Origin of the sequence: Stutzerimonas stutzeri, assembly GCF_024448985.1 — a bacterium.
GTDB lineage: Bacteria > Pseudomonadota > Gammaproteobacteria > Pseudomonadales > Pseudomonadaceae > Stutzerimonas > Stutzerimonas stutzeri_AP.
Genome location: NZ_JAMOII010000007.1, coordinates 51,340 through 77,909, shown reverse-complemented (window position 1 = coordinate 77,909; position 26,570 = coordinate 51,340). Strand labels below are relative to the sequence as shown.

Sequence of the window (26,570 nt, the reverse complement as noted above, 5' to 3'; positions counted from 1 at the left end):
GAAATAGTCAGCACTAATTTCAATTAAGACTGCTGTTTCGCGGGACTGCCTTTTTGTCTGGAGTTTCTCTCTCGTAGATAAGCGGGCACGATATATATCGCGTCGATGAAATAACGTTTGGCCAGTCGACGAGGCTCCAAACACATGCGATGGAGCCACTCGAGCTTGTACTCACGCATCCATTTTGGGGCTCGCTTGATGGTGCCTGTGGCGAAGGAAATGGATGCGCCAATGCAAAAGCCCATGCCCGAACGCTCATGCGCTTGAGTCGCCGCGGCTAGGACCTCGCCGCGAGGCGTCCCGACGGCATAGAGGACCAAGTCCGATGGGTTCTCACGTACGAACTGCAGGCAGCGCTGCACTTCTTCCGGTTTTTTGATGAAGCCCATTGGCGGGTTGTAGTGATAAAGCTCGATGCCGGGGTATATCGATCGAAGTTTGTCGGCTTCCGATTGCAGCGAGCCGATCAGAACCACGCGCAGACGTTCCTCGTCGGCCCAATTGAGCAGATCCAGCGTCAAGTCGCTGCCAGGAATGGCTTCGTCGAGATGTACGCCCAAGCGGTCGAGCAGCGAGAGCAGAATGCGGCTATCACAGAGCCTCCAGCGTGCCTTGGCATAAGCATCCCGTAACTGCGCGTCATGTTCCAATTGAACGAGGTGGTCAACGTTCGGCGTTACCACAAACGAATAGGGCTGCTTGATGCCCTCGCGGATGCAGGACAATAAAGTTCTCTTATTGCCGGAATAGAAGTCTATTCCGAACGCATTAGTATCACTTGACACTCATTGCTACTCCCTTGAAGGCGCCCTTGATACCCGACCAGGCGAGGGTGGGGTTCCTGTATTCCTTGATCGTCGTAACGGCCGAAAGGAGAAATGCGGAAACGACCGCAAACATCGAACCATAGAAGCGCTTGTTGAATCGTGTGGCAGCGCGGTTGCGGTAATAGTGATAGAACGCGGAACGGCTGCCCAGACTAAGTGACCCGTAATGAAACAGGCGGCTTTCCGGGATGACCTTTATCGATACTCCAAAGCGCCTGGCGCGATACTGCCAATCCACTTCTTCGAAGTACATGAAGTAATCTTCATCCATCAACCCGATTTCTTCTGTCAGCGCAGCTGAAAATGCCAGACTGCAGCCCATTATGTAATCTGGATCGTGTTGAAGATTCTGTTGTTGCAGGGCCTCGATGCTTTGATTTTTGCCGAGCAGGCGAGCCTTGCCGAGGATCGGATACATTTTTCCGCCGCCATAACATTCCAGACGCCCGGTTTCGGCGCTCAAGACGAGCGAACCAACGAATTGCCGATCGTTACGCTGCAATGCTTCGAGAAGAGGCGAGAAGGCATCGCTCTCGACATAGGTGTCATTGTTGACGACCCAGAAATGCGTCGGTTGCAGATTTGCCATTGCCCAGCGAAGGCCATAGTTATTGCCGCCGGCATACCCGTTATTCTCAGGATTGCAGAGCAGCGTCACCTGTGGGTACGCCTTTTCATCCAGCCACTGCTGAAAAGCAAGAGCCGATCCATCCTGAGAGTCATTGTCGACAATAACGATATGGTCGATGGTCGAGCAATGAGCGAGCAAGCTTTCAGCGCAGCTGATGGTTTCAGTAGCAGCTTTGTAGTTGAGAATAAGTGCGACGTTCATGAACTCGTTCCTTGCTGCGTAGATGGCGTGCTCTTAGAGCGTGAATAACGAAAAGCATGCAAATAACTGGCTGCACATATTCGAACAAGCCGTTTAGCGGCCATATCACGAAAAACGCAAGGATTACCGAATAGGTGAACCCCATCTCCGCGTTGATATTCCGAGCGATGCGCTGATAAACGAAAAGTGTCAGCGGAACCACCAGAAAGGTAAGGAAGCCGAAGCGGAACAGTGTGCCGATGATTCCAATATCGGAGAGAAAGAAATGCTCGCCGAAGTAGGGAATAAAACCGTCCTGCCACATGAGCGATAGCGAACCGCTTGGGAGCCAGCTGACCAGTTCTAGATGGTTGAACACGGATGCGATCGTGTAAGGGCGCACGCCGTCTTCCACGTTGCCGTCCAGGCTGCTCCCATAGAACTCCATGTTCAATCCGAGAATTTCGAGTAATTCAGGATAGAAGTAGAACGGCGATAGCAGAACGCAGAGCGACGCCGCCCAGGCGACAGCTTTGACCCTCAATGAAAAAAGGGTAAACGCCAGACATAGAACGATAAGTTGGCGAGTTTGCGTGGCAAATACCAAGGTGAGCAGCAAGATCGCAGCGATGATCAAATAGAAGATTTTTTGGCGTTGCTCACCGTTGATTGGTGACTTGCCTTTTGCCCAGATTTGAATGCAGTAGAAATAGGCAAAGCAAATCAGAAAGGGGCCGATAGAAGACCGATCTGGGCGATCCCACGCCGTTTGTTCTTCGCGCAGATCAGGGACTAGTCCGAACTTGAAACACCAAGACAGAAACGCTGCGATGAGCGCGGCATAAATGATTGCGCGCTCGAACTGTAGCGTGCTGATGTGCTTGGCAAGCAGCAATAGGGGTACGAACCCGAACGCGAACAGCATCCGGCGTTCCTCGATCAGACCATAAGCGATCGGTTGGCCGAACGTAAAAAACGAGAATATCGCAGGCAATACGGTAAATACGAAAACGCTGTAAAACGCGTAGTACATGAGAACGCGGAATTCTCTTGAGGCATCTTCCGTGCTGGCCAGAATCAACAGAAACGCCGCACCCAGGCAAGCCGCCAGGTAGGCTTCGTTGAGAAACTTGAAGCCGAGTGGGTTATGCGTACTGTCGCCGAACACAGAAAAATGCAGAACGAGCGCCAGAATAGTCAGTGGCAAATAAAAGAATTTTGAGCTGATGCTTGTCATCACCTGGGTCCTTAGGTGCGTTTCCATTTTCCAGATAACTACGCCGCAACAAACTCAAGCTTTAACATTGCGATGTTGATGCTTTGATGACGCGGAATACACCCGCATGGCATCGGTTACCAAACGCTTTTGATAGACAGAAGGCTCATCAAGTTCCCTTGGATTAGCTCCCCTGTGCTCGGTCGAAACGTTTGACAACCGCGCTAACGGTTGTGTTGCGTAGAAATCTCAGATTTCGCCAAAATTTTATGGCGGAGCTATCCCTCAGCCTGGCGCTGGCCCGTATTCCGAGCAATCGTTTGCGATGTTCTTCTGCAGGACCGCCATTTGCGGCCTGTCCTTGCCGTCGATGGGCTCAACTGCCAGAACGTACTTGCCCCACCCCGGTCCGCCTGCCCAATAGGCGCTTGGCATGCAGTTGTCATTGAGATAGGCGAGCATATTGTCCATGGCGACGAGCATCGATTCGGAATGGCCGGGAACGCCATATTCCCCCAGGAAACCTTTCAGGTTGTTTTCTTTCAGCCACTCCACGAACGGGCGGGCACGCTCGACGCCCAGCATGGGGTCAACCGTTTCGTCGTCTGCATAGCGTCCAGAGAAGTCCTTGTCCAGATACAGGTGGGCTTCGTAGATGATCTTGTCTGCAGGGTCATCAATCAGGAAATTCTCGTTGACCTTTCGCCAATGAAACGAACTCGCCCAGCGGTCGCCTTCGACGAATATCAAGGTTTTCATGTCGACCTGGCGAATCGCATCGACCGCCGCCTGGGCCGCCGCAGGCCACAAACCATCGGTCGAATGGGGCTCGTTCATGATGTCGTAGCCCAACAGGGCGGGGTGATCTTTGAATTCTTCAGCGAGCTTGCGCCAGACATTGGCGTACGCTTCGTATGGCACCTCGGGTGAGCCAATCAGCTTGCCCTTGTATCGGGCGTAGTTGTGCATATCCAGAATGATTTTCTGGTCATGCTGTGCAGCAAAATCAAGTGTTCTTTTCAGTAGGCGTATCTGATCAAAGTTGACGCCCTTGTTCAGATCGTGTTGTACGCGTTCCCAGATGAAGGGGAAGCGAATCAAGCGAATGTTCTTGTCTGCATAATACTTGAAGTACTTCTTCTCGGGATAAAAATAGTTGGTGCCAACTTTGCCCGGTGTTATATGCGGTGCAAAATTGGCGCCGGACATATTGATGCCGATCAGGTCGATACCTACACGATCAGTGGCGTGTACAAGCGATACGCAGCCGACCAGGGTCAGGCCGGCGATCAAACGTTTCGCGTTGTGCAAAGCCGAAAAAGAACGACGCTCCATATTCTTGAGCTCCAATAAGCATGTCGCGATGACTGCCTTTGAACGCACGACGTAACGATTCATCGTAGGCCCGTTGCGAAATGATCAACGGTTCAGATGCGTGCAGGTCAATTGGCGGTGATAATTGAACGCCCGATGCATATCTAATCATCGGGCGCCCATCGCTTATTTGCTGTGTTGGTATTCGTACTGGTAGTAGCCGTAATCGCTGTAATTCGACACTTTGCGGATGACGGCGTTGAATATCACGCCTTTGACCATCAGGCCGTTCTGTTCGAGGCGGCGCTTGGCGAATTCGATTTCCTTGACCCCGTTCAGACCATACCGGGTCACCATCAGCGTCGTGCCGGCCTGGCTACCAACCAGCGCAGCGTCAGTAACCGCGAGAATCGGCGGTGTATCGAAGATCACCAGATCGTACATGCCGCTGATTTCCTTGACGAAACGAGAAAAGTTCTCGTGCATCAACAGCTCGGAAGGGTTCGGCGGCAGCTGACCATGAGTGATTACGTGAAGGTTGTTGAGTTGGGTCTTCTGGATCGCATCGAACAGCGTGACACGGCCGGACAAAATGTCCGAGAGGCCTTTTTCGCCCTGGCAACGCATGACCTTGTGCAAATAACCCTTACGCATGTCCGCGTCGATCAACAGCACTTTCTTCCCGGATTGCGCAATCACCGCTGCCAGGTTACTTGTGACGAACGACTTACCAACTCCCGGGCTAGGACCGGTAATCATCAGGATGTTGTTCTTGGCCTCGATCATGGCGAAGTGCAGGCTGGTGCGCAGGCTGCGCATGGCTTCGGTGGCCAGATCAGCCGGATCGTTGATCGTTAGCAGATATGAAGCGCTACTCTTGTCACGCTTGAAGTTGACCAGACGCTTTTCTAGCAACTCCTGCTTCTCGCTGAAGGGAATCGTGGCATATACCGGGATACCTACGCGCTCGATTTCTTCGGGGTTTTCTACACCCCGCTTGAGCGCTTCGCGGACATAGACGAAGGCGATCGCGAGGATACCGCCGAGCAGGATCGCTGCAATGACGATCAAGGGCTTGTTTGGCTTGATCGGTTGATCGATGTCCGCAGCGGCATGGTCGACGATGCGCACGTTACCAACGGTACCTGCACGGATGATGTCCAGTTCCTGCGTCTTGTTCAGCAGCATCGAATAGGTTTCGGACGAAACCTCGACATCGCGGTTCAGACGGAGCAGTTCCTGCTGGGTCGAGGGCAGGGTGCCGATTTGCTTTTCAAGTTCGGTCTTCTGCACCTGGAGTTGGTTGGTCTGGTTGATCAGCGCCTGGAAATTAGGATGCTGACGGGTAAAGCGACGTTCCATCTCGGTGCGCTTGAGGTTCTGCTCGGAAATCTGCTTCTCGAGGTCAACGATGCGATCTAGTACCGACTGGGTTTCCGCCGAGATGTCCACCGAGCGATTACCGGTCTGGAACTTGTTCAACGCAGTTTGAGCGGCGTCGAGCTTCTTGCGGACTTCCGGCACTTGCTCGCTCAGGAACTCGAGGCTCTGTGTTGCTTCGGCCGCGTTGCGCGCGATGTTCTGGTCTACGTAGCGCTGGGCCACTTCTTCCAGCACTCGAACGGCTTTCTCTGGATCGGCATCCTCGAGCGTCACGTTGAGGATGCCTGATTGCTTGCCGCGCTCACCCGCCGACAGACGATTCTGATAGTCCTCGGTGGTGGCGTAAGTGCGGTTTTTGATTACGCTGAAGGTAGTGCCCGGACGCGCGTTCAGCTCTGCGACGGTAATGCCGTATTCAGGCGTTTCTATGGGCTCGCCAACTACGCCTTGCACAACCACTTCACCGTCGGTGTCGCGCAGGATGAAGCCGTTGTTTTCTGCGGCTTCGAGCGTCAACTCTTCGCCATGCATGTTGTCCGGAACGATCAGCCGAGTGACTCGCAGCGACTCGCCACCCCAGGCATATGATTCGAAACCTTCCGGGTACCAGCCAAGCTCACCTTCTTCGGTGGGTTCGAAGCTACGGAATATGTAGCCACCGAACACAGGAAAGTGATGGGGCTCGATGATGATGTCGAGGTTCAGTGCTTCGACAGCGCCACCGACAACGGTGCGTGATTTGAGCAGTGCGATCTCGGTCTGTGCTGGCGAGACTGCCGGCGCGGCGCCCACGACGTCGGTAAGACTGGGGAGCCCACCTTTCGGTTGGATCTGAATCATTGCGCTGGCGAGATAGATCGGCGTGGCAAGCAGCGCATAGGCGATACCAAGCGCCGCGAAGAAGCCGGTTATGGTGAGGATAAGAGCCCGATTGTTGAGCAATGTGTCAAAGAGGTGGGCCAGATCAATATCCTTCTCCTCTTTGGTTTCGTAGATGGGGCGGGGCATGGTGGTCATTGAAGTTCCTTCTTCTTATTTCAGGTAAGGAATCCAGCTTTCGACGGACTGCGTCAGAAGGCTGTGAACGTGCTCGAATGCGGGTTTGGATTGACGAAAGGGATCCGGGATTTCCGTATCGTCTAGCCATTTACCCATCAGGAAGGTTTTGCCATGTACTTCGGGGGCTATCTGGCGAATGTGCTGGATGTGGCTCTGCTCCATGGCGAGGATGAGGTCCGCCTGGTGCAACATCTCACTATCGACCTGTCGAGCACGGTGGGACAGGTGTTCCAGTCCGTGATCGTGAAGCACCTCATGTGCGGTCTTATCCATTGGGTTGCCTACTAATGCGCCTATGCCTGCCGAGCTGATCGTCAGGTTTCTTCCTTGCAGTTTGTGCATCAGCAGCGCTTCAGCCGCCGGGCTTCTGCAGATGTTGCCGACACAGATGATCAAGATGTTCTGGAACATGTCGCTTAGCCTCGCAGCCCTGGATTCATGGGCGGTTGGGCGTACGCATCACAGAACGCAAATCTGATATTGCCTCGCTTCATTAGTTCAATCTTCCTGCTGTTCTGGCGCATGAAATATGGCTGATTGCCGTGATGGGCTGTACTGCCGCGCGCAGTCAGTAAACGTCCTTGTTGAACAGCAGAGCGGGAATGGTCCGAGCGAGGATGTAAATGTCGAACCAGACCGACCAGCGTTCGATGTAATCCAGGTCGAATTCAACGCGTTTTTCAATCTTTTCGAGCGTGTCGGTCTCGCCGCGATAGCCATTGATCTGCGCCCAGCCAGTGATACCAGGCTTGACGCGATGGCGAGCCGAATATTCCGAGACGGCATCTTCGAACAGCACGCCGGCGGCCTTGGTTGCGGTTGCGTGCGGGCGCGGGCCGACCATGGACATGCTGCCCAGGAACACGTTCAGCAGCTGTGGCAGTTCGTCGAGGCTGGTCTTGCGAATGAAGCGGCCCACACGAGTGATGCGATCGTCGTTACGCGTCGTCTGGCGTTCGGCGTTAGCGTCCGATTTGGCGTGGTACATCGAGCGGAACTTGAACACTTCGATCAGACGATTGTTGTAGCCGTAGCGCTTTTGTTTGAACAGCACCGGGCCGGGCGAGTCCAGCTTGATCGCCAGCGCTAGCAGCAACATTACAGGCGCTGCGGCCAGTAGGGCCAGGCTGGAGAGGATGATGTCTTCGATGCGCTTGAACATTGGCGACCAGCCACGCAGCGGCAAGTCGGAGGCGATCAGTGTCGGCAGGCCGCCGACTTCGGTGATGCGCTTGTTGGCATGGCGGAAGGCGACCATGTCGGGCACCAGCAGCACGTTGACCGGCAGCTTGCGCAGCTCGTTGATCACCTGACCGATGCGGCTGTCGGCGAACCAGGGTAGAGCGACCAGCACCTGAGTGACTTTTTCCTCGCGAATCATCTGCTCCAGATCACGCGTATTGCCCAGTAGCGGCAGGTCGGCGAGCGTCTTGGGCAAGCGCTCCAGGCGGTCATCGATGAAGCCGAGCACGCCGGTGCGGATGTCGCGGTGATGAGCAAGATACTCGGCAACGCGCACGCCGTTATCGGTACCGCCGAGAATCACTGCATTCTGCAGATAAACGCCCTTGGCCATCAGGCGGCGAAACAGTGCGAGCATCATCAGGCGCTCTGCGCCGAACAGGATGATGCTGGTGACGAACCAGAACGTCAGGTGCTTGGCTTCCAGATAGCTGAACATGCCCAGCCCCTGGTGCATGAAGATCAGCAGGCTGAACGCAGCGGCCCAGGCGACCAGCATGGTACGGAAGCGGAGCAGGGTGCTGAACACTTCCTCGCTGTAGATGCCAACCGATTGAAAGATAACCACGCTGATCACGCCGAAGAACATCAGGAAGGTGCTGAAGGTGCCACCACCCGCCGGTAGGTCGAGCGGTAGAAAAAGCAGCAGCAGAACGCCCGGCAACACAGCGGTGAGCCCGTGGATCAGGCGAACGCTGGCAAGGAAGTAATCGACGAAACTGGGGTGGGCGTATTCAAGGGTCCCAACGGACTGTAAGCGCATACAAGGCTCCTTCCTTCGGCTATTGCTAGCTCTCAATACTCGTTTTGATAGCCGCGATCCGCGGTTCTGATGGCAGGCCGCTATCGCAACCTTCACCTGGACACCTGCTCGGACCGCCTCCAAAGAAATGAGTTCATCAAACGGGTACAAACTGCCAAGGAAGCGCCAAGGATTAAATTGGTGTGGTAATTATCTGATTAGTAAGAAAAAACCTTGCTAAAGCATCCGCTCTAGATGATTTTTCTCGGTTGCTTCTGACCGATGGTCATCACTTTTTCCGATTCGGCTTAAGCCCATATCGATTCTTGCTGCGTCACAACTTTCCACTTCTGCCACGTGTCTTATCTGCGGTTACCGATCTGGAAGCGAAAGCATGAATGAACCCAAGGCGCTGCTCGTACTTCACGGCAAGCAAGGACTCAACGAGCAGGTGCGTGCGGCTGTCAAGGAATGGCGTGAGCTTGGAAAAGAGTTGGCTGTGCGGGTGACTTGGGAAGCCGGCGACTCGGCTCGGCTGGTGCGCGAAGCCCTCGCCGCTGGTTATCGAACGGTGATCGCCGGCGGGGGCGACGGCACGGTGCGTGAAGTGGCACAGGCACTGCTCGATAGTGGTTCCGATGCGAGCATGGGCGTACTCCCGCTCGGGACTGCCAATGACTTTGCCCAAGCCGCCGAGATTCCACTTGCACCGTTCGACGCGCTGACATTGCTCGATCGTAATCCGGTGCCGATAGATGTCGGCGAGATGAACGGTATCCCTTTCATCAACATGGCGACCGGTGGTTTCGGATCCAAGGTGACCGCAAGCACCTCGGAAGAGTTGAAAAGGGTGCTGGGCGGCGGCGCCTATCTGCTGACCGGCCTATCGCGTTTCAATGAACTGCATGCTGCATGGGGGCGCTTCGTTGGGCCCGGCTTTGCCTGGGAAGGCGACTTCCTCGCGCTAGGCATCGGTAACGGGCGTCAGTCCGGCGGAGGACAACAGCTCTGTCCGCAGGCGTCTATTGATGACGGCTTGCTGGATATCTGTATCGTTCCGGCGCCTGCCGATACGGTGGGTACCCTGGGTACGCTGTTGAGTGGCGGGCTGCTAGGAATCGACACCGTTTCGGTAACCGCCCGTGTGCCCTGGCTCGAAGTCGAGGGGCCGAATGAGATTGCCATCAACCTCGATGGCGAACCCTTCACGGCGGAACGCATGCACTTCACGGTCAGGCGTCAGGCGCTGCGTCTGCATCTTCCAGCGGATAGTCCGCTGCTGCGCGAGGAGCCGTTGCTCCGAAACGATAACGAGGCCACCTGACAGCGCCGTACCGGCAGGGGCAGACTAACCGTCGGGATGGCGACAAATACAGATAAAGCGCGGAAACTTGCTGCCGATAGCCTCCTAACCCTTATCAAGCAAGGAGCCTGCAATGGCCGGCATTCTCGAGTCAGTCGATCAACGCACCCGTCTGGTGGGGCAGAATCGTCTGGAAATTCTCATGTTTCGGCTTTCCGGCCGTCAGCAGTTCGCTATCAACGTGTTCAAGGTGCAGGAGGTCGTACAGCTGCCGAAGATGACGCTCATGCCGCATCGCCACGGTTCCGTATGCGGCGTCGTCAACTTGCGCGGGCAGACGTTGCCGGTGATCGATCTGTCGCGTGCCATAGGCCTGCGTCCGTTGGTACCGGATGAGCGCAGCACTATCATCGTGACCGAGTACAACCGCTCGATTCAGGCTTTTTTAGTCGGCGGCGTGGAGCGCATTCTCAACCTCAACTGGGAAGAAGTATTGCCACCGCCTACCACGGCCGGGCGTCAGCATTACCTGACGGCTATCACCAAGGTCGATGATCGACTGGTCGAAGTTATCGATGTGGAAAAGGTGCTTGCCGAGATCGTCCCCTACAACACCAGCATTTCACCGGAGCGCTTGGCCGATCCGCTGCTCGAGCGCGCCCGGGGCCGTGAAGTGCTCTGTGTCGACGATTCGACCGTGGCGCTGGCGCAGCTGCGTGAGACGCTGACTCAGCTTGGCATCACCGTACATACTGCCAGCGACGGCATGAAGGGCTTGAACAAGCTCAAAGCCTGGGCAGATGCGGGGGAAGTGCTCACCGATCGTCTGCTGATGGTGTTTACCGATGCGGAAATGCCGGAGATGGACGGCTACCGGCTCACCACCGAAATCCGTAACGACCCGCGCCTACGTGATCTGCATGTAGTGCTGCATACCTCGCTTTCAGGCAGCTTCAACCTGGCGATGGTGCAGAAAGTCGGGTGCGACAACTTCCTTTCCAAGTTCCAGCCGGAGAAACTGGTGGACGTTATCCGCGAGCGTCTGTTGCTTGACGAAACTCGCTGATCCGCTCATCCGATCGAGGCACCACGATGCATCTTTGCGCGTTGTATCGCTTTCCGCTCAAGTCCGGCTCGGCTGAATTGGTTGAAGAGGGAGGGTGCGACACGCTCGGCCTGATCGGCGACCGACGCTGGATGGTCGTCGATGCCGCAACCGGGAAATTCCTGACGCAGCGCGTACTGCCTCGGATGGCGTTGCTGAGCGCGCGGTGGCAGGGCGAAACGGCGCTGCTCCTGAGCGCCGCCGGCATGAATGATCTACTGGTGGCGGTTCCCGCTTCGGACAGCGCTGTGCGAGGTGTGCTGATCTGGCGCGAAAGTTTACAGGCGCCTGATGCCGGTGACGCCGCTGCGGCATGGCTGACGCGCCTGCTCGGTCGCCCGTGCAGGCTGGTGTATTTGCCCACCGAGCAAGGCATCCAGATCGACCCCGGCGAGCGGACGGCGTTCACCGATGGGTTTCCGTTTCTGCTGATCGGTCAGCGATCACTCGATGACCTTTCGGCCCGCGTGGGGCAGCCCCTCGAACCGACGCGGTTTCGGCCGAATCTGGTCATCGCCGATGCGGCACCTTACGCCGAGGATGGCTGGCGCCGAATCCGTATCGGCGACATGCAGTTTCGGGTGGTCAAACCTTGCACACGCTGCATCATCCCCACTATCGATCCGCTCAGCGCCGAGCACAGTCCGACACGCGAGCCCTTGGCCACATTGCTTGGTTACCGCAAGGGCGAGGGCGGCGTGTTCTTCGGCCAGAATCTGATCGCAGAGGGCAGGGGTGTGCTGCAGGTGGGTATGTCGGTAGAGGTACTGGAATAGGCCAGCCGCCGCTCGCGACCGCGACCGGGCGAGTATTAAAAGCATCCTTCGCTGACGAAGCGGCGCCAAACCATGGCGCCGCCAGCGTCACTGACTTTCGAAGTAGCGCTCGTGCCACTCGACCAGCGGCTGCGGTGCGTTGAGCTTCTGGCCGTAAATCACCGAATAGGTGAGGACGTTTTGCACGTACTGACGGGTTTCATCGAACGGAATGTTTTCCACCCAGACGTCGAACGGCAGATGTTCCGCATTCCGTAGCCATTGGCGGACCCGGCCGGGGCCAGCGTTGTAGGCAGCGGATGCCAGCACCCGGTTACCCTTGAACTGGCCATAGATCTGGCTGAGATAGGCCGCTCCCAACTGGATGTTGGTGTTGGGGTTGAGCACCTGCTGGTGCGATGACAGCGGGATATCGAAGCGTCTGGCGGTTTCCTTCGCGGTGGCCGGCATCAGCTGCATCAGCCCCGTGGCACCGACGTGCGAGCGCGCGTCGGCCATGAACGCGCTTTCCTGACGCGTGATAGCGAATACCCAGCTTGGATGAATCTCTCGTGCCTTCGCCGCATTCACCAGGCTGCTGCGGTAGGCCATGGGAAAGCGGATGTCCAAATCGTCCCAGTATTTCGCCTGGCTGATGGTACGGATGGCCGGGAAATACCATTCCATGTCGTAGGCCAAGCGTGCTTGAGCAACCAGTTCGTCGCGGCTGAACAGACGGCTGACGTGATACCACTCGCGGCGTCCGTTGACGATTTCGCCACGGGCATGGAATTCCATGGCACGGCGAATGCCCGCAGTATTGCGGACCTTCTGTATCAGCTGCGGATCGAGTGCGAGCGGCTGATGGTTGAGCTTGTAGGGCGCCTGGATACGGTCGGCCGAAAGGAAGCCGTAGAAATCGCGCTCGCTGGCGACCGGCTGGTAGAGCGGGATGGCCTGTTTGCCATTGGGTTGTGCCAGATCCAGGCTGCGAGCGTTCCAGTAGCGCCAGCGGTTGCTGTTGGCGAGTTCCCCAGTGAAGCGCTGGATCAGCGCATGGGCATCATCCCAGCGCCCCAACCGCAATAAGAGCCGGGCCCGCCATTCGCTGACGGTATCGTCACGCAATTCAGGATCGTATTCGGCCATCACCGTCAGTGCACGAGCATCGAAGCGCTTGGCCAGAGTCAGGCCGATCTGGCGTGCAATCGCCACCTTTTCATTGGTCGAAAACGAAAGGCGTCTGGCGTAGCTTTCGAGCAGCCCAAGGGCTTTCTCCGGGTCTTTGCGCGCCAGCCGACGCAGGCCGATCGAGACGATATCGCCCATGGCCTGATTCGGCGACATGAACCGATCAGTCTGGCCCAGCATCTGCGGCTTCTGCACGACCTCGACCAGCAGCTCGCCTTGGCTTTTCATCGTCGGCAGGCTTTTCACCAGAAAGTTGGCCAAGCCGTAGTTACCACTCTCGACCGCCAGCTTGGTGCGCTGCCAGACCAAGTCTTCGCTGAGCTGGCCGCCGTCGCGCCAGCGGTCGAACAGCGCGTCGCAAGCGTTGTGTTGCGACTTGCCCACCAGCCAGAGTCGTTCGGCCGTCTCGTAGCCCTGCTTCGTCTGGCCGCTGGACAGTTGGTACTGACCGAAAAGGCAGTCAAGTTCGGCGAAATTCATCGCTGGATCGTAATGCACAACGAATGGGCGCCAATCGCCACGGGCTGCCAGCAACCGCAGCCAGCGCAGCTTCATCCAGCTGGCTTGCGGCAGGTCACCATGTTCTGCGAGAAACTTTTCCACTTCGTCGTTGCTGGCGGTCTTGAGCCGTGCAGTCAGCTCGTCATAGGCCAGGTAGGGCTCGAGCGGATAGTCTCGAAGCGCGCTGGCGTGACGTCGATATGGGCCGCTGTCGCCCTTGGCCAATGCCCGCTTGGCTTCGTCGTAGTACTGACGTTGCTGCTGGAGGCTGGCGGCTTCAGAGGTTTCGACGATTGCAGCAGTAAACAGAAGGCAGAAACAGATACTGGAGAGTCGACCGCGCATGAGACTTCCGAAGACGGGGTATGAGAAAAACTGGAGCTAGCTTAGCTCGCCCGGTCGGGCAGTTAAACGCGGATTAAGCTCTTGAAACAAACAAAGCAGGAGGTTCCGACGAACGTACGTACGTGCCAGCGAAGCGGCCCTGAATCGCTACCCAGCGTGACGGTAGGTCGCGTTGAGTGTCGGTACAGGCGCTGTGATCGACAAGCGGGCTCGATGCTCGGCGGCATCGGTGTGACAGGCGCCTTCTGCTAGAATGCGCGCCCTGTTTCCCGGAGGTAGTCATGACCCTGCTCAAGTTGACCGATGTGTCCCTCGCCTATGGCAATAATCCATTGCTCGATGGAGTGTCCTGGCAGATTGCGCGGGGTGAGCGGGTTTGCATCATCGGCCGTAACGGGACCGGCAAATCCAGCATGTTAAGCCTGGTCAAAGGTAGCCAGTTGCCGGACGACGGCGAAATCTGGCGCGCGCCAGGTCTGAAGATTGGCGAATTGCCCCAGGAGCTCCCGCTCGCTGACGAGCGCACCGTGTTCGATGTGGTGGCTGAAGGGCTGTCTGGTGTCGGCCAACTGCTGGCCGATTATCACCATCTTAGTCAGAACATCCAGAACGAAGCCGATCTGGACAAGCTGATGCACGTTCAGCAGGAGCTCGAAGCGAAGGACGGTTGGCGCCTGCAGCAGCTGGTCGACAGCACCCTGAGCCGTCTGCAACTGCCGGCCGACAAGACCCTGGCCGAGCTGTCTGGCGGCTGGCGTCGGCGCGTTCTGCTGGCCCAGGCGCTGGTGTCCGAGCCCGATCTGCTATTGCTGGATGAGCCGACCAACCACTTGGACATTGGCGCAATCGCCTGGCTGGAAGAGGCCTTGACCGGCTTCAACGGTGCTGTGCTGTTCATTACCCACGACCGTGCGTTCCTGCAGAATCTGGCGACCCGCATCCTGGAGCTGGATCGGGGCCACATGATCGACTGGAACGGCGACTACGCCAGCTTCCTGGTGCACAAGGAGCAGCAACTGGCGGCAGAAGAGACTGCCAACGCGCTGTTCGATAAGAAGCTTGCTCAGGAAGAGGTCTGGATCCGCCAGGGCATCAAGGCGCGTCGCACCCGCAACGAGGGGCGTGTGCGAGCGCTCAAGGCATTACGTGCCGAGCGCAGTGAGCGTCGTGAACATCAGGGTAAGGCCAATATTCAGATCGACGCGGCGGAGAAGTCCGGCAAGCAGGTCATTGTCGTAGAGCACGCAAGCTTCGCCCATCCGGGCGGCGAGCCGTTGATTCGTGATTTCTCGATGGTGCTGCAGCGCGGTGACCGCATCGGTTTGCTCGGCGCAAACGGAACTGGCAAGACCACGTTGCTCAAGTTGTTGCTCGGCGATCTGCAACCCACCAGCGGCACGGTCGAAGCTGGAACGCGTCTGGAAGTGGCGTATTTCGACCAGTTGCGTCACCAACTTGAGTTGGAAAAAACAGTTATCGACAACGTAGCCGAGGGGCGAGACTTCATCACTATCGATGGCCAGAGCCGCCATGTGCTGAGCTATCTCGGAGACTTTCTGTTCAGCCCGCAGCGCGCCCGCACGCCAGTAAAGGCGTTGTCCGGCGGAGAGCGGGCACGTCTCTTGCTGGCCAAGCTGTTCAGCAAGCCGTCCAACCTTCTGGTACTCGACGAGCCGACCAACGATCTGGACGTTGAAACCCTCGAGCTTTTGGAAGAGGTCCTGCTCGGCTTCCAGGGCACGGTGCTGATGGTCAGTCACGATCGAGCGTTTCTCGATAACGTGGTCACCAGCACGCTGGTATTCGAAGGTAACGGGGGCGTTCGCGAATATGTCGGCGGCTATCAGGACTGGCTGCGTCAGGGCGGCTCGCCCAGGCTGCTTGGTGTGGCCGAGGCGAAAGAGGTGAAGGCCGAAATGCCTCCGAGCAAACCTGCGGCGGCGCCCGTCGCCGAACCCGCTCCGGCAAAGAAGAAGCTCAGCTACAAGGTGCAGCGCGAACTGGAGGCACTGCCCGGAAAAATAGACGCAGTCGAGAAAACTATCGCTGCGTTGCAAGCGGAAATTGCGCAGCCAACGTTCTATCAGCAGACTTCAGAGCGTACTGGCGAAACGATAGCCCGCCTTGAGGCGCAGCAGAAGGAGCTCGACGAGTTGCTCGAGCGTTGGGCCGAGCTGGAAGAATGACTGGGCAGCGTGACGCGATGCATATGGCGGGACCTGGACTGTCATCCAAGACATAACGACATCTGTCAGCAATGGACGGAGCATAGATGGCAATTGATTACCGCATCGTCCTCGATGAAGAGCATGAGTTCAGCTATCGGATCGAACTGGACCGCGCATACGATCACGAGGCAGCGATGCAGGCGCCCAAATGGACACGCCTGGAACATCAGCAGTGCAATAACTGTCCGTTGAGCCGGGACAACTACAGTCACTGCCCTGCCGCGGTGGATCTGCATCGTGTCGTCGAGGATTTTCAGGGTTTGCCTGCGGTCAAGAAAGCCCAGGTGCGGGTACGCACGCCAGAGCGCGAATACAACAAGCTGGTAGGGCTGGAGGAGGGGCTGCGGGCGCTGCTCGGCGTGATCATGGCGACCAGCGCCTGCCCGGTGCTGGGCAAGCTTAAGCCGATGGCACATCAGCATCTACCGTTCGCCAGCAATGAGGAATTTGTGTTGCGCGCGGTTTCGCTGTACCTGGCACGCCAGTATTTCAATCTGCGCGAAGGGCGGCATGCGGACTGGGAGCTGCGTGGTCTGGTGCGGTCATTCCAACAGCTGCAGCTGGTCAACCAAGCGTTCTGGCAACGCATCCACGACACCTGCCACGGCGATTCGAATCTGAAGGCCTTTCTGACCTTCTTCTCGATGGCGTCCAGCCTGACCTATTCGCTGGAAACCCAGCTGAAGAAGATCAGGCCGATGGTGATGAGCGCTGGCGAAAGTGCCGATCTGGCCTGAGCCGACAACGGCTCAGGCGCTGGAGTCGAGAGGGTTAGTCGGTCTTCTTCAACCGTACCGCAAGCACGTCACAAGGTGCTCCATGAAGGATGTCGTTGGCGGTGGAGCCGAGCAATAGCGCCAGACCATGACGACCATGGCTACCGACCACCACTAGGTCGCAGCCTTGTTCTTTGGCCAGACGGTGAATTTCCTGGCGGGGCTGACCATAGGCCAGGTGACGTTGTTCTGCGGTCAGGCCGGGATACCGGTCGGCGAAGCCGGCCAAGCGGTCCCGGGCTTGATCGAATTGCTGTTGCTGGAGCATCGACAAATCCATCGGAACATCGCCGCCGAACGCCATGGCCATGGGTTCGATGACATGGACGAGCGCCAATTTCGCACCGCTGGCTGTCGCCAGCGCCTGAGCGCGCGCTACGACCGGATGGCATTCTTCGTTCAAGTCAGTGGCGACCAGAATATGCTGGTAGGTCATGATGGCTCTCCTGCTATGTCCGTGTGACAAGTATGGCCTCTTGGCTCGCTGTTGAGTGGCCACAGACCCTTTTTGTTTTTCAGCGTTATACGGCGTTACATGCATGATGACCAGCATGTCATTACATCGCTTGATGTCAGTCGCAGGGCTCTTGGCTGTTATCATTCGCGACGTCAAGCGCCGGTGTGCGCGTCCGGCCTACAAGAGACTTTCATGTTCTTACTCGCCAACGAATATTTGCTCGCCTGGGCAGCCTATGGGATTGCCGCGTTTGGATGCCTGCTGGTGTGGTTCCGTATTACACGCTCGATGTGGCGCTGGCTGCGTGAGCCGCTGAGATTGATCGTTGCTGTGTTATTGCTGACACCGACCATCGTCGATCCCGCCAGAGAGCTGTTCGCACCGGCCGTCGCCATTACCGCTCTGGACCTTTTATTCAAAGTGGGAACCAACGCCTGGCGTGCCGTCGCCGATCTGGCGCTCTACGGGCTGGTTGCATTCGTGTTGTATGCGGTGTTTGTCGCTGTGCGCTGGCCGATCGAGCGTCGCTTGCGACAGCGCCGTGCCGAATCGGCAGCTGAGGAAGAGGATCCTCGCACTCTGCGCGAGCGCCTCGAAGACGATGAGGGTTACCGGCCCGCGAACCGCTATCAGACGCGGACCGAGCCCAGACTCTGAGCGAACCTCGCCGCCCTGCAGCGGACCTATCGGAGATGGCCTATGTGTGAACTGCTTGGCATGAGCGCCAACGTACCGACCGACATCCATTTCAGCTTTACCGGGCTGATGCAGCGCGGCGGCCGTACTGGGCCGCATAAGGACGGTTGGGGCATCGCGTTCTATGAAGGCCGCGGTTTGCGCCTGTTTCAGGACCCGGTGGCCAGCTGCGAGTCGGAAGTGGCAAAGATGCTTCAGCACTACCTGATCAAAAGCGAGGTGGTGATCGGCCATATTCGCCATGCCAATGTCGGCAAGGTGGCGCTAGTCAATACCCACCCCTTTGTCCGAGAGCTCTGGGGACAGCATTGGTGCTTCGCTCATAACGGGCAACTTGCCGATTTCAACCCGGAACGTGGGTTTTACCAGCCGGTCGGTGATACCGATAGCGAAGCGGCGTTCTGCGACCTGCTCAACCGGATACGCATCGATTTTTCCGAACGCGTCGCGGCCGAAGATCTGCTGCCTTGCTTGCTCGAAGCCTGCGCCGATTATCGTGCCAAGGGCGTATTCAACTGCCTGCTCAGCAACGGGGAATGGTTATTCAGCTTCTGCACGACGAAGCTCGCGCAAATCACCCGTCGCGCGCCTTTCGGCCCTGCTCAGCTGAAAGACGCTGACCTGACCGTGGATTTCACTGCCGAGACCACACCGGACGACGTGGTCACTGTGCTGGCAACCGAGCCGCTGACCGATAACGAGCAATGGGATGTCCACCAGCCAGGGGAGTGGACGCTCTGGCGGCTGGGCGAATGCGTCGCGCGGGGCCGGGTGGAAGGATGCTGAGAAGTTATTTGCGATTGACCCTGTTTGCCCTTGGCTTGCTGATCGGGGTTCAGGTGCCGGGCTTCATCCACGCATACGGGAACCATGTTGAGGCTCGCCGGCTCGAGGCTCAGCAAGGTCTCGCAGGTTTTCAGGACACCGCCGGGCGTTTCTTCGAAGGCAATCTCAACGCGCTGGTGGAGCATTATCGCGCCAGTGCCGACCCCGTTATACAAAGTGATGCGCGCAGTGTCGCGGCGCTGGTCGAGCGCGCACGACTGCTTGATCGTGAGTGGCGAATCATGCAGGGGCCTTGGTATGCGCGTGCCTGGCATGTGTCGATAGGTGCTGATCAGGATCTGAGGCGCCAGGTCTGGAGCAGTTACCGCTTTCAGGTTCTGCTGGCGCCTGAGGCAATTGCGTGGGGCCTTTGCTGTGCGTTGCTGCTGGCGTGGATTGCCGAAAGCATTTTTGTGCTGCTGCGCCAGGCGGTGTTTCCTCGGCACCGTCGCCGTCAGAGGGTGACCCGCTGAAGTTCATTGGCTGGGGCTCGTTCAGGCCGTTCTCCATTAAGTCGTGTGGCTAGTCGGCATGCCCATTCGCCTAACGCCAGTTGCAGGATTGGAAGGGCGATGAAAAGCATAATCAGCCAGCGTAGCTCAGTATTCCATAGCAGATGCAGCCCGCTCAGGCTGAAGGGTGCGATTGGAATTCCGGCTACCTGTTGCAGTACCGCCGCAACCCCGCTCAAGCTCAATCCGACCTGAAACAACAACCATATGACGAAAGCTCGATTGGCCATTTGAAGCCATGGCCGTGGCGCAGGCTTTCGCAGCGCCGCCAGCCATGAAACTAGCATGAAGGTGGAGAAAGCAAGTTTGCTCAGCGCAAATGTCAGGCCGTGCTGTACCAGTATTAATCCATGAAACGGCGATGTGGCTGTAAGCGCGGAGTAGCGCGAACCATTCTGGATGTAATTCAGCGCAAAACCGGCATCTGGCACAGCTGAAAGCGCTGATAGCGCAACCATTGCGCCGAACATCCATGCGGTTTTCATTTAGTGCGTCCTTGCAACGGTCGGCGGGGTTACTTCGAAAGGAATTTCATCCCTTCTTCCAGCCCGCTCAACGTCAGCGGATACATCCGGTCTTCGACCAGGTCGCGGATGATGCCGGTGGAGGATGTATAACCCCAGGTGTCCTTCGGATAGGGGTTTATCCAGATGAGCTTTTTGTACTTTTCCATGAAGCGCTGCATCCAGACATAGCCGGCTTCTTCGTTCCAATGTTCCACGCTGCCGCCTGGCTGAGTGACTTCATAGGGAGCCATGGCGGCGTCGCCGACGAACACGACTTTGTAATCGGCGCCATATTTGTGCAGCAGATCAAGCGTCGAGGTGCGCTCGGAGGTGCGGCGGAAGTTGTTCTTCCAGACCGACTCGTAGATGAAGTTGTGGAAGTAGAAGTACTCGAGATGCTTGAACTCAGTTTTGCAGGCCGAGAACAGCTCTTCGCAGACCTTCACGTGGGCATCCATCGAGCCGCCGATGTCAAACAGGATCAGGAGCTTCACGGCGTTTCGCCGTTCCGGTCGCATCTGGATGTTGAGTAGACCGCCGTCTCGGGCGGTGTGGTCGATGGTGCCGTCCAGATCCAGCTCGTCCTGAGCACCTTGACGGGCGAACTTGCGCAGGCGGCGCAAGGCCACCTTGATATTGCGCGTGCCCAGCTCGACCTGATCGTCGAGGTTCTTGTACTCGCGCTGATCCCAGACTTTTACCGCCTTGCCCTGGCGTTTGCCCGCGTCACCGATGCGGATGCCTTCAGGGTTGTAGCCGCCCGAGCCGAAGGGGCTGGTGCCACCGGTACCGATCCACTTGTTGCCGCCGGAGTGCTTTTCCTTCTGCTCCTCCAGGCGCTTCTTGAATTCCTCGATCAGCTTGTCCAGCCCGCCGAGCGATTCGATCTTGGCGCGCTCCTCGTCGCTCAACGAGCGTTCGAACTCCTTGCGCAGCCATTCCTCGGGAATCAGCGCCTCGATGTGCCGATCAAGATTTTCCAGCCCATTAAAGTAGGCGCCAAAGGCACGGTCGAACTTGTCGAAGTGGCGCTCATCCTTGACCAGGATGGCTCTCGACAAATAGTAGAACTCGTCCATATCGGCAAAAAACACGTTGTGTTTCAACGCGTTGATCAGATCGAGCAGCTCGCGTACCGATACCGGCACCTTTGCGGCACGCATCTCATTGAACAGGCCAAGCAGCATGGCAATCCTTAGGGAGTGCCGTCGTGGCGGCACCCTTGCGTTGTAATGGGTCAGCGATCTTCGTCGTGTTCCGCGAGCCCGTCGCGGATCGCGTACCAGTCAGCCTTGGAGCCGACATAGATATGCTCCTGCGGCGGAACCGGCAATGGTGAGTCGAGTGTGCCGGCCGCGATTCCGACCTCGTGCTCGCGATTGTCGACGAATTGCAGGTTGGAGCCGCAGCGGATGCAGAACGTCCGCGTCACGTGTTCGGAAGAGTGGTAAACACCCAGCTGGTCCTTGCCGGACATGAAGTGGAAGGTCTCCAGCGGCACGCTCGCGTAGCTCGCGAATGCCGCGCCATGTGCCTTACGACACATCTTGCAGTGGCAGTGGGTCAGCTCGTTGATCGGTGCGTCGATGCGGTACCGCACGACGCCGCAGAGGCAACTACCGGTATGCGTTTGCATGGCTCTTCTCCAGTAATGTGACGCGGCGGCTCCGCCTGGAGCCGTCGCCGTTCAGCGACTGGCGCGACGACTCATGAACGCCAGACGTTCAAGCAATTGCACGTCCTGTTCGTTTTTCACCAGGGCGCCGGCCAGCGGCGGAATCGCGCGGGTCGGATCGCGTTCGCGCAGCACGGCTTCGCCGATGTTGTCGGCCATCAGCAATTTCAGCCAGTCGACCAGTTCGCTGGTGGACGGCTTCTTCTTCAAGCCCGGCACCTTGCGGACATCGAAGAACACATCGAGGGCTTCGGCCACCAAATCCTTCTTGATGTTCGGGTAGTGCACGTCGACGATTTTCTGCAGGGTTTCACGATCAGGAAACGCGATGTAGTGGAAGAAGCAGCGACGCAGGAAGGCGTCCGGTAGCTCCTTTTCGTTGTTTGAGGTGATGATGATGATTGGCCGCTGCTTGGCCTTGATGGTTTCGTTGGTCTCGTAGACGTAGAACTCCATCTTGTCGAGTTCTTGCAGCAGATCATTGGGAAACTCGATGTCGGCCTTGTCGATTTCGTCGATCAGTAGAATGACGCGCTGCTCGGATTCGAAGGCCTCCCACAGCTTGCCCTTCTTGATGTAGTTGCGTACGTCGTGCACTCGGTCGGAGTCCAGCTGCGAATCGCGCAGGCGGCTGACCGCGTCGTACTCATAAAGGCCCTGATGCGCCTTGGTGGTGGACTTGATGTGCCAGGTGATCAGTTTTGCGCCGAAGGACTCGGCCAATTGCTCGGCGAGCATGGTTTTGCCGGTGCCTGGCTCGCCTTTGACCAGAAGAGGGCGCTCCAGCGTGATTGCGGCATTGACGGCAAGTTTCAGGTCGTCGGTGGCGACGTAGGACTGGGTGCCTTCGAACTTCATCGGGGTTTCCTTCGGCGGGCCTGGCACGCAGGCGCTTCATGTTTTAGTTGAAAGACCGACTATAAGGGATGGGCCCTTTACTGTGAACGCAAGCGGATCATTCAGTCACTGAATGGGCGTGGCCTCATCTACTGTTCGGCTTTTACTCGTCCTCTTCGCTGAGTGAGCGCTCGAAGCGAGCCGTGAAGGCTTCGACAAAAGCGTTTCTCAGGATCGCGACAAATGCCTGAAACGGGCTTACGTCGGTGTTCTGAGTACTGCCGGAAAGCTCGACTCGCGTCGCGAACTGGTCCTTGCGCTGGTTCTGCAGCACTTCCTCCCCGCCGCCGACCACGGCTTCCCATATGCCGCGAAAGAAACCCTTGTCTTCGTTCTTCACGTCCTGCTCGAAGTCAAAGACTTCCACATTGCGCAGCAGCGGTTTGACGTAGCCGCTCAATTGGCTGTCGTTGGCCTCGATTTCCATCACCAGGTCACCAGTGCCGGCGGCGAAATCGAAATTTCCGTAGGCATTGCTGAAATCGTTCAGCTTGGTTAGCTCCAGGCCGGTCATCCGCAGGTCGATGTCAAAATCTTCGAAGTCGGTGTAGGGGTCGAAGTGCGCGGTAGCTTCCATCGGGGCCTGATTGAACAGCTTGGCCTTGCCTTCGAACGTGGCAACGCGCCCTTGCTCGCGGTCGCCCGTATTGGTCAGGTTGTACAGGCTCGCATTGATCGCGTTGGCATAGACGTGCACTTGCGGGTCGGTGTCGAAATTGCGAAACGACAGCTGACCATCGACGACGCGTAGCTCGTTCAGCGTGAACGGCACCAGCGCTTCTAGCTGGTCACGCCAGTCGACACCCTCACCGGTTTGCGAGTCATCGGCGGCTTCGCCGTCGACGAAGTTCAGTTGCGGTTGTTCCAGCACCACCTCGCCAACCAGCGCTCGGTCTCTCCAAAGGGCACTCCAGCTCACCCCGATATCGATTGAGCGTGCGGTGAACAGTGGCGTTTGGACTTGCTCGTTCTTCTTCTCAATGAGCAGCCCATCGGCTCGATAAGCGCCACGCCACCAAGCCAGATCGACATCTTCGATATGCCCACGGTACTCGCCCATATCCGCCAGCTTGCCGTTCAGGTAATTGAGCACCAGGTGCGGCAACGCGAGGTGAACGACCAGCAGAAGCAGAATGAGCGACAGGAGGACCCACATAGGGAAGCGGTAGCGTTTTTTCATGATAGGCCTGGTTCGGTCGGGTTCATCATGGATTGCACACTTGTGGGTGGACCTTTGCATGCAGCGGTGAGTTCGGCTGGACGAGCCATGAGACTGGGCTTAGGCTCATGAGTCTGGTTTTTCACTCGCAGGGACACTGTCATGAGCCGCATCTTTGCTGACAACGCGCAGACCATCGGAAATACCCCATTGGTCATGGTCAACCGCCTGGGACCGAAGGGCGTCACCATCATGGCCAAGCTCGAAGGCCGTAACCCCGCTCATTCGGTCAAATGCCGGATCGGTGCTGCCATGATCTGGGATGCCGAGAAAACGGGTCGCCTCAAGCCAGGCATGACGATCGTCGAACCGACTTCCGGAAACACGGGGATTGGCCTGGCGTTCGTAGCGGCGGCGCGGGGCTACAAGTTGGTTTTGACCATGCCGGCATCGATGAGTCTGGAGCGGCGTAAGGTTTTGAAGGCGCTCGGTGCGGAGCTCGTGCTCACCGAGCCGGCGAAGGGCATGAAGGGGGCCATCGAGAAGGCGATGGAAATCGCTGCATCGAATCCCGAGCAGTACTTCCTGCCGCAGCAGTTCGAGAACCCAGCAAACCCGGAAATCCATGAAAAAACCACCGGGCCGGAAATCTGGAATGACACCGAAGGCAATATCGACGTCCTAGTTTCCGGCGTCGGTACGGGTGGCACCATCACAGGGGTTTCGCGCTACATCAAGAACACCAAGGGTAAGAAGATCCTCAGCGTGGCGGTCGAACCCATCAGTTCCCCGGTGATCAGCCAGACGCTCGCCGGAGAGGAGGTCAAACCCAGCCCGCACAAGATTCAAGGCATCGGTGCTGGCTTCGTGCCGAAAAATCTTGATCTATCGGTCGTCGATCATGTCGAGCAGATCGGTGACGAAGAGGCTAAGGCGATGGCGCTGCGTTTGATGCGTGAGGAGGGCATCCTTTGCGGCATATCTTGCGGCGCGGCGATGGCTGCGGCGGTTCGTCTGGCAGAGAAGCCGGAAATGCAGGGCAAGAATATCGTCGTCATCATGCCGGACTCCGGTGAGCGCTACCTGTCCACCATGTTGTTCGCCGATATATTCGGTGAGCAGGAACTGCAACAGTAAGCGTGGTCGCGCCGGACCCTTTGCTGCGTTCGGCGCGCCAGCTCTCAGCTCAACCAATGCAAACAGCCGCTGGATAAGCTCGGGTTCTCACCGCTGCAGGGACAAATCGTAATGATGCCGAAATCGCCGGATGCTGAGATTGCGCGGCAGATTCTGCTGGGCTTCGATGATTACCGTGAGCACTTCCGAATGATCACGACCGGCGCTCGGGCTCGCTTCGAGCAGGCCCAGTGGCAGGACGCCCAGCGCGCCTCGGCGGCACGCATCGCTCTTTACGAGCAGAAGGTCGGCGAAACCGGGAAGGACTTACGGTCTAGGTTCGCCGAAGGCGTACTGCTGGATGTGGAGCGTTGGCCCCAGGTCAAGAGTGATTACATCGTACTGATCAACCCGCGCTTCGACGATGAGTTGTCCGAAACCTGGTACAACTCGATTTTCTGCGTGTTGTTCAGTCACGATTGCATCAGCGACAGCACCATGTTCATCCATTCGACCCGGCCAACGGATCGGGCCCAGGAGCGGATGGCCCAGACCCGTCGCTATCAGCCGGCCGGCGATCTACACGGAGTGTTGGCGCAGATCCTCGCTGATTTTGCTTTCGCCGTGCCCTATGACGATCTCGATGGCGACCTGCGGCGGCTCGAGGCACAACTGCAGGAGTCGTTGCCGGACTGGGTATGCAAGGATCCCGATCTTGCAGTTGAAGTCTTTTCCTCGGCGCTGTATCGCAACAAAGGCGCGTACTTGGTCGGACGAGTTTTCACGCGCGACGAGCAATGGCCTCTGGTCATCCCGCTGCTGCATCCCGAGGGGGCCGGCATAGTCGCCGATGCGCTGATCATCGACGAGGCGGAAGTCTCAATCATCTTTTCATTCACGCGTTCGTATTTCATGGTCGAAGTGCCGATTCCGGCGGAGTTCATCGGTTTTCTCAAACGCATCATGCCGGGCAAGCACATCGCGGAACTCTATACGTCGATCGGCTTTTACAAGCACGGGAAGTCGGAGTTCTATCGTGCACTGATCAACCATCTGACCGTTACGGACGACCGTTTCATCATGGCGCCTGGGGTGCGCGGCATGGTGATGAGCGTATTCACGCTGCCGGGTTTCAATACCGTATTCAAGATCATCAAAGACCGGTTTTCGCACACGAAGAATGTCAGCCGCGCCACGGTTATCGAAAAGTATCGGCTGGTGAAAAACGTCGACCGGGTAGGGCGTATGGCGGATACCCAAGAGTTCGCCGACTTCCGTTTTCCAATATCGAAATTCGACCCGGAATGCCTGGCAGAGCTACTAGAAGTCGCTCCTTCTACGGTCGAGGTCCAGGGCGATACCGTGCTGGTGCGTCACTGCTGGACGGAGCGACGGATGACGCCCCTGAACATATACGTCGAAAGCGCCAGCGAGCAGCAGGTGAAGGAGGCGCTGGAGGACTACGGGCTGGCCATCAAGCAACTCGCTGCTGCCAACATATTCCCCGGTGACATGTTGCTGAAGAACTTTGGCGTGACCCGTCATGGTCGTGTGGTGTTCTACGACTATGACGAGATCTGCTTTCTCACCGAGGTAAATTTTCGCTACATCCCCGAGCCCCGCTATCCAGAAGATGAAATGGCATCTGAGCCTTGGTATTCGGTGGGACCGAACGACGTGTTTCCTGAGGAGTTTCCGCGTTTTCTCTTCGCTGATATCAAGCAGCGTCGATTGTTCGCTAAATTGCATGGCGAGCTGTATGACGCCGATTATTGGATGGGTTTGCAACGCGCGATAAGCGACGGCAAGGTCATTGATGTTTTTCCATACAGACGCAAGGAACGAGCCGTTCAGTAAGAGCCGCGAGGTGAACGCTTGCAGACACGGCAGGTCGCATTTTATAGAGCCGGACGAAAGCACCGCGGCGGA

At 57.5% G+C, this 26,570-nt stretch carries 24 protein-coding genes; 10 read left to right on the top strand and 14 right to left on the bottom strand.

From position 1 onward, the window contains the following. Positions 1–23: 23 nt before the first annotated feature. The 7 genes from NA647_RS10650 to NA647_RS10620 all read right to left on the bottom strand — a co-directional run bounded on the left by NA647_RS10650 (position 24) and on the right by NA647_RS10620 (position 8,615). Positions 24–785, bottom strand: a complete 762-nt coding sequence (locus NA647_RS10650; protein WP_256057660.1) for a WecB/TagA/CpsF family glycosyltransferase — start codon at positions 783–785, stop codon at positions 24–26. Continuing rightward, complete coding sequence (locus NA647_RS10645; RefSeq protein WP_256057659.1) at positions 775–1,659, bottom strand: glycosyltransferase family 2 protein; 885 nt, start codon at positions 1,657–1,659, stop codon at positions 775–777. Before NA647_RS10645 ends, NA647_RS10650 begins: the two co-directional genes overlap by 11 nt. Then, complete coding sequence (locus NA647_RS10640) at positions 1,619–2,875, bottom strand: hypothetical protein (RefSeq protein WP_256057658.1); 1,257 nt, start codon at positions 2,873–2,875, stop codon at positions 1,619–1,621. The genes NA647_RS10645 and NA647_RS10640 overlap by 41 nt, the downstream gene beginning before the upstream one ends. Before the next feature lie 264 nt (positions 2,876–3,139). Next, complete coding sequence (locus tag NA647_RS10635) at positions 3,140–4,189, bottom strand: glycoside hydrolase family 5 protein (RefSeq protein ID WP_423836467.1); 1,050 nt, start codon at positions 4,187–4,189, stop codon at positions 3,140–3,142. 165 nt (positions 4,190–4,354) lie between these two features. After that, on the bottom strand, positions 4,355–6,568 hold the full coding sequence (locus NA647_RS10630; RefSeq protein ID WP_256057655.1) for a polysaccharide biosynthesis tyrosine autokinase: 2,214 nt from the start codon (positions 6,566–6,568) through the stop codon (positions 4,355–4,357). A gap of 15 nt (positions 6,569–6,583) precedes the next feature. Then, the gene (locus tag NA647_RS10625; RefSeq protein ID WP_256057654.1) at positions 6,584–7,021 is read right to left on the bottom strand and encodes a low molecular weight protein-tyrosine-phosphatase; all 438 of its coding nucleotides are present in this window, start codon (positions 7,019–7,021) and stop codon (positions 6,584–6,586) included. A 157-nt stretch (positions 7,022–7,178) separates the two neighbouring features. Next, the gene (locus NA647_RS10620) at positions 7,179–8,615 is read right to left on the bottom strand and encodes an undecaprenyl-phosphate glucose phosphotransferase (RefSeq protein ID WP_256050044.1); all 1,437 of its coding nucleotides are present in this window, start codon (positions 8,613–8,615) and stop codon (positions 7,179–7,181) included. A gap of 373 nt (positions 8,616–8,988) precedes the next feature. Between NA647_RS10620 and yegS the strand changes: the two genes are divergently transcribed. The 3 genes from yegS (at position 8,989) to NA647_RS10605 (ending at position 11,778) form a co-directional block, all read left to right on the top strand. Further along, the gene (gene yegS, locus NA647_RS10615; protein WP_256057653.1) at positions 8,989–9,918 is read left to right on the top strand and encodes a lipid kinase YegS; all 930 of its coding nucleotides are present in this window, start codon (positions 8,989–8,991) and stop codon (positions 9,916–9,918) included. A 112-nt stretch (positions 9,919–10,030) separates the two neighbouring features. Beyond that, positions 10,031–10,963, top strand: a complete 933-nt coding sequence (locus tag NA647_RS10610; RefSeq protein ID WP_256057652.1) for a chemotaxis protein CheV — start codon at positions 10,031–10,033, stop codon at positions 10,961–10,963. Between the two features lie 26 nt (positions 10,964–10,989). After that, the gene (locus NA647_RS10605; protein WP_256057651.1) at positions 10,990–11,778 is read left to right on the top strand and encodes an MOSC domain-containing protein; all 789 of its coding nucleotides are present in this window, start codon (positions 10,990–10,992) and stop codon (positions 11,776–11,778) included. 87 nt (positions 11,779–11,865) lie between these two features. On the opposite strand, the gene NA647_RS10600 is transcribed toward NA647_RS10605, so the two are convergent. Further along, a complete protein-coding gene (locus NA647_RS10600) occupies positions 11,866–13,794 on the bottom strand; it encodes a transglycosylase SLT domain-containing protein (RefSeq protein WP_256057650.1) in 1,929 nt (642 codons plus the stop codon). A 281-nt stretch (positions 13,795–14,075) separates the two neighbouring features. Between NA647_RS10600 and NA647_RS10595 the strand changes: the two genes are divergently transcribed. Further along, positions 14,076–15,980, top strand: coding sequence for an ATP-binding cassette domain-containing protein (locus NA647_RS10595; RefSeq protein WP_256057649.1), 1,905 nt, complete (start codon positions 14,076–14,078; stop codon positions 15,978–15,980). Positions 15,981–16,066: 86 nt separating this feature from the next. After that, positions 16,067–16,759 carry a DUF6901 family protein gene (locus NA647_RS10590; protein WP_256057648.1) on the top strand — a complete coding sequence of 231 codons (693 nt, stop codon included), beginning with the start codon at positions 16,067–16,069 and terminating at the stop codon, positions 16,757–16,759. A gap of 34 nt (positions 16,760–16,793) precedes the next feature. Here NA647_RS10590 and NA647_RS10585 read toward each other — a convergent pair whose 3' ends face one another. Next, positions 16,794–17,234: a universal stress protein gene (locus NA647_RS10585; RefSeq protein WP_256057647.1), complete on the bottom strand. Its 441-nt coding sequence runs from the start codon at positions 17,232–17,234 to the stop codon at positions 16,794–16,796. Positions 17,235–17,447: 213 nt separating this feature from the next. On the opposite strand from NA647_RS10585, the gene NA647_RS10580 reads away from it, so the two are divergent. The 3 genes from NA647_RS10580 to NA647_RS10570 are packed head-to-tail and all read left to right on the top strand — an operon-like array spanning position 17,448 to position 19,249. Continuing rightward, the gene (locus tag NA647_RS10580; RefSeq protein WP_256057646.1) at positions 17,448–17,912 is read left to right on the top strand and encodes an MFS transporter; all 465 of its coding nucleotides are present in this window, start codon (positions 17,448–17,450) and stop codon (positions 17,910–17,912) included. A 42-nt stretch (positions 17,913–17,954) separates the two neighbouring features. After that, positions 17,955–18,737, top strand: coding sequence for a class II glutamine amidotransferase (locus tag NA647_RS10575; protein ID WP_256057645.1), 783 nt, complete (start codon positions 17,955–17,957; stop codon positions 18,735–18,737). Then, complete coding sequence (locus NA647_RS10570) at positions 18,731–19,249, top strand: DUF2937 family protein (protein ID WP_256057644.1); 519 nt, start codon at positions 18,731–18,733, stop codon at positions 19,247–19,249. The genes NA647_RS10575 and NA647_RS10570 overlap by 7 nt, the downstream gene beginning before the upstream one ends. On the opposite strand, the gene NA647_RS10565 is transcribed toward NA647_RS10570, so the two are convergent. The 5 genes from NA647_RS10565 to NA647_RS10545 form a co-directional block, all read right to left on the bottom strand. Beyond that, positions 19,231–19,773, bottom strand: a complete 543-nt coding sequence (locus NA647_RS10565; protein WP_256057643.1) for a hypothetical protein — start codon at positions 19,771–19,773, stop codon at positions 19,231–19,233. The genes NA647_RS10570 and NA647_RS10565 overlap by 19 nt on opposite strands. A gap of 29 nt (positions 19,774–19,802) precedes the next feature. Then, positions 19,803–20,981, bottom strand: a complete 1,179-nt coding sequence (locus NA647_RS10560) for a vWA domain-containing protein (RefSeq protein ID WP_256057642.1) — start codon at positions 20,979–20,981, stop codon at positions 19,803–19,805. Positions 20,982–21,031: 50 nt separating this feature from the next. Beyond that, positions 21,032–21,430 (bottom strand): GFA family protein, encoded by a 399-nt coding sequence (locus tag NA647_RS10555; protein WP_256057641.1) that lies wholly within the window; start codon positions 21,428–21,430, stop codon positions 21,032–21,034. A gap of 51 nt (positions 21,431–21,481) precedes the next feature. Then, on the bottom strand, positions 21,482–22,327 hold the full coding sequence (locus NA647_RS10550) for an AAA family ATPase (RefSeq protein WP_021208613.1): 846 nt from the start codon (positions 22,325–22,327) through the stop codon (positions 21,482–21,484). Positions 22,328–22,469: 142 nt separating this feature from the next. Continuing rightward, positions 22,470–23,546 carry a DUF748 domain-containing protein gene (locus NA647_RS10545; protein ID WP_256057640.1) on the bottom strand — a complete coding sequence of 359 codons (1,077 nt, stop codon included), beginning with the start codon at positions 23,544–23,546 and terminating at the stop codon, positions 22,470–22,472. A 141-nt stretch (positions 23,547–23,687) separates the two neighbouring features. On the opposite strand from NA647_RS10545, the gene cysK reads away from it, so the two are divergent. Beyond that, positions 23,688–24,662, top strand: coding sequence for a cysteine synthase A (gene cysK / locus NA647_RS10540; protein ID WP_256057639.1), 975 nt, complete (start codon positions 23,688–23,690; stop codon positions 24,660–24,662). Positions 24,663–24,773: 111 nt separating this feature from the next. Beyond that, positions 24,774–26,498 (top strand): bifunctional isocitrate dehydrogenase kinase/phosphatase, encoded by a 1,725-nt coding sequence (aceK, locus tag NA647_RS10535; protein ID WP_256057638.1) that lies wholly within the window; start codon positions 24,774–24,776, stop codon positions 26,496–26,498. The last annotated feature ends 72 nt before the right edge of the window (positions 26,499–26,570 follow it).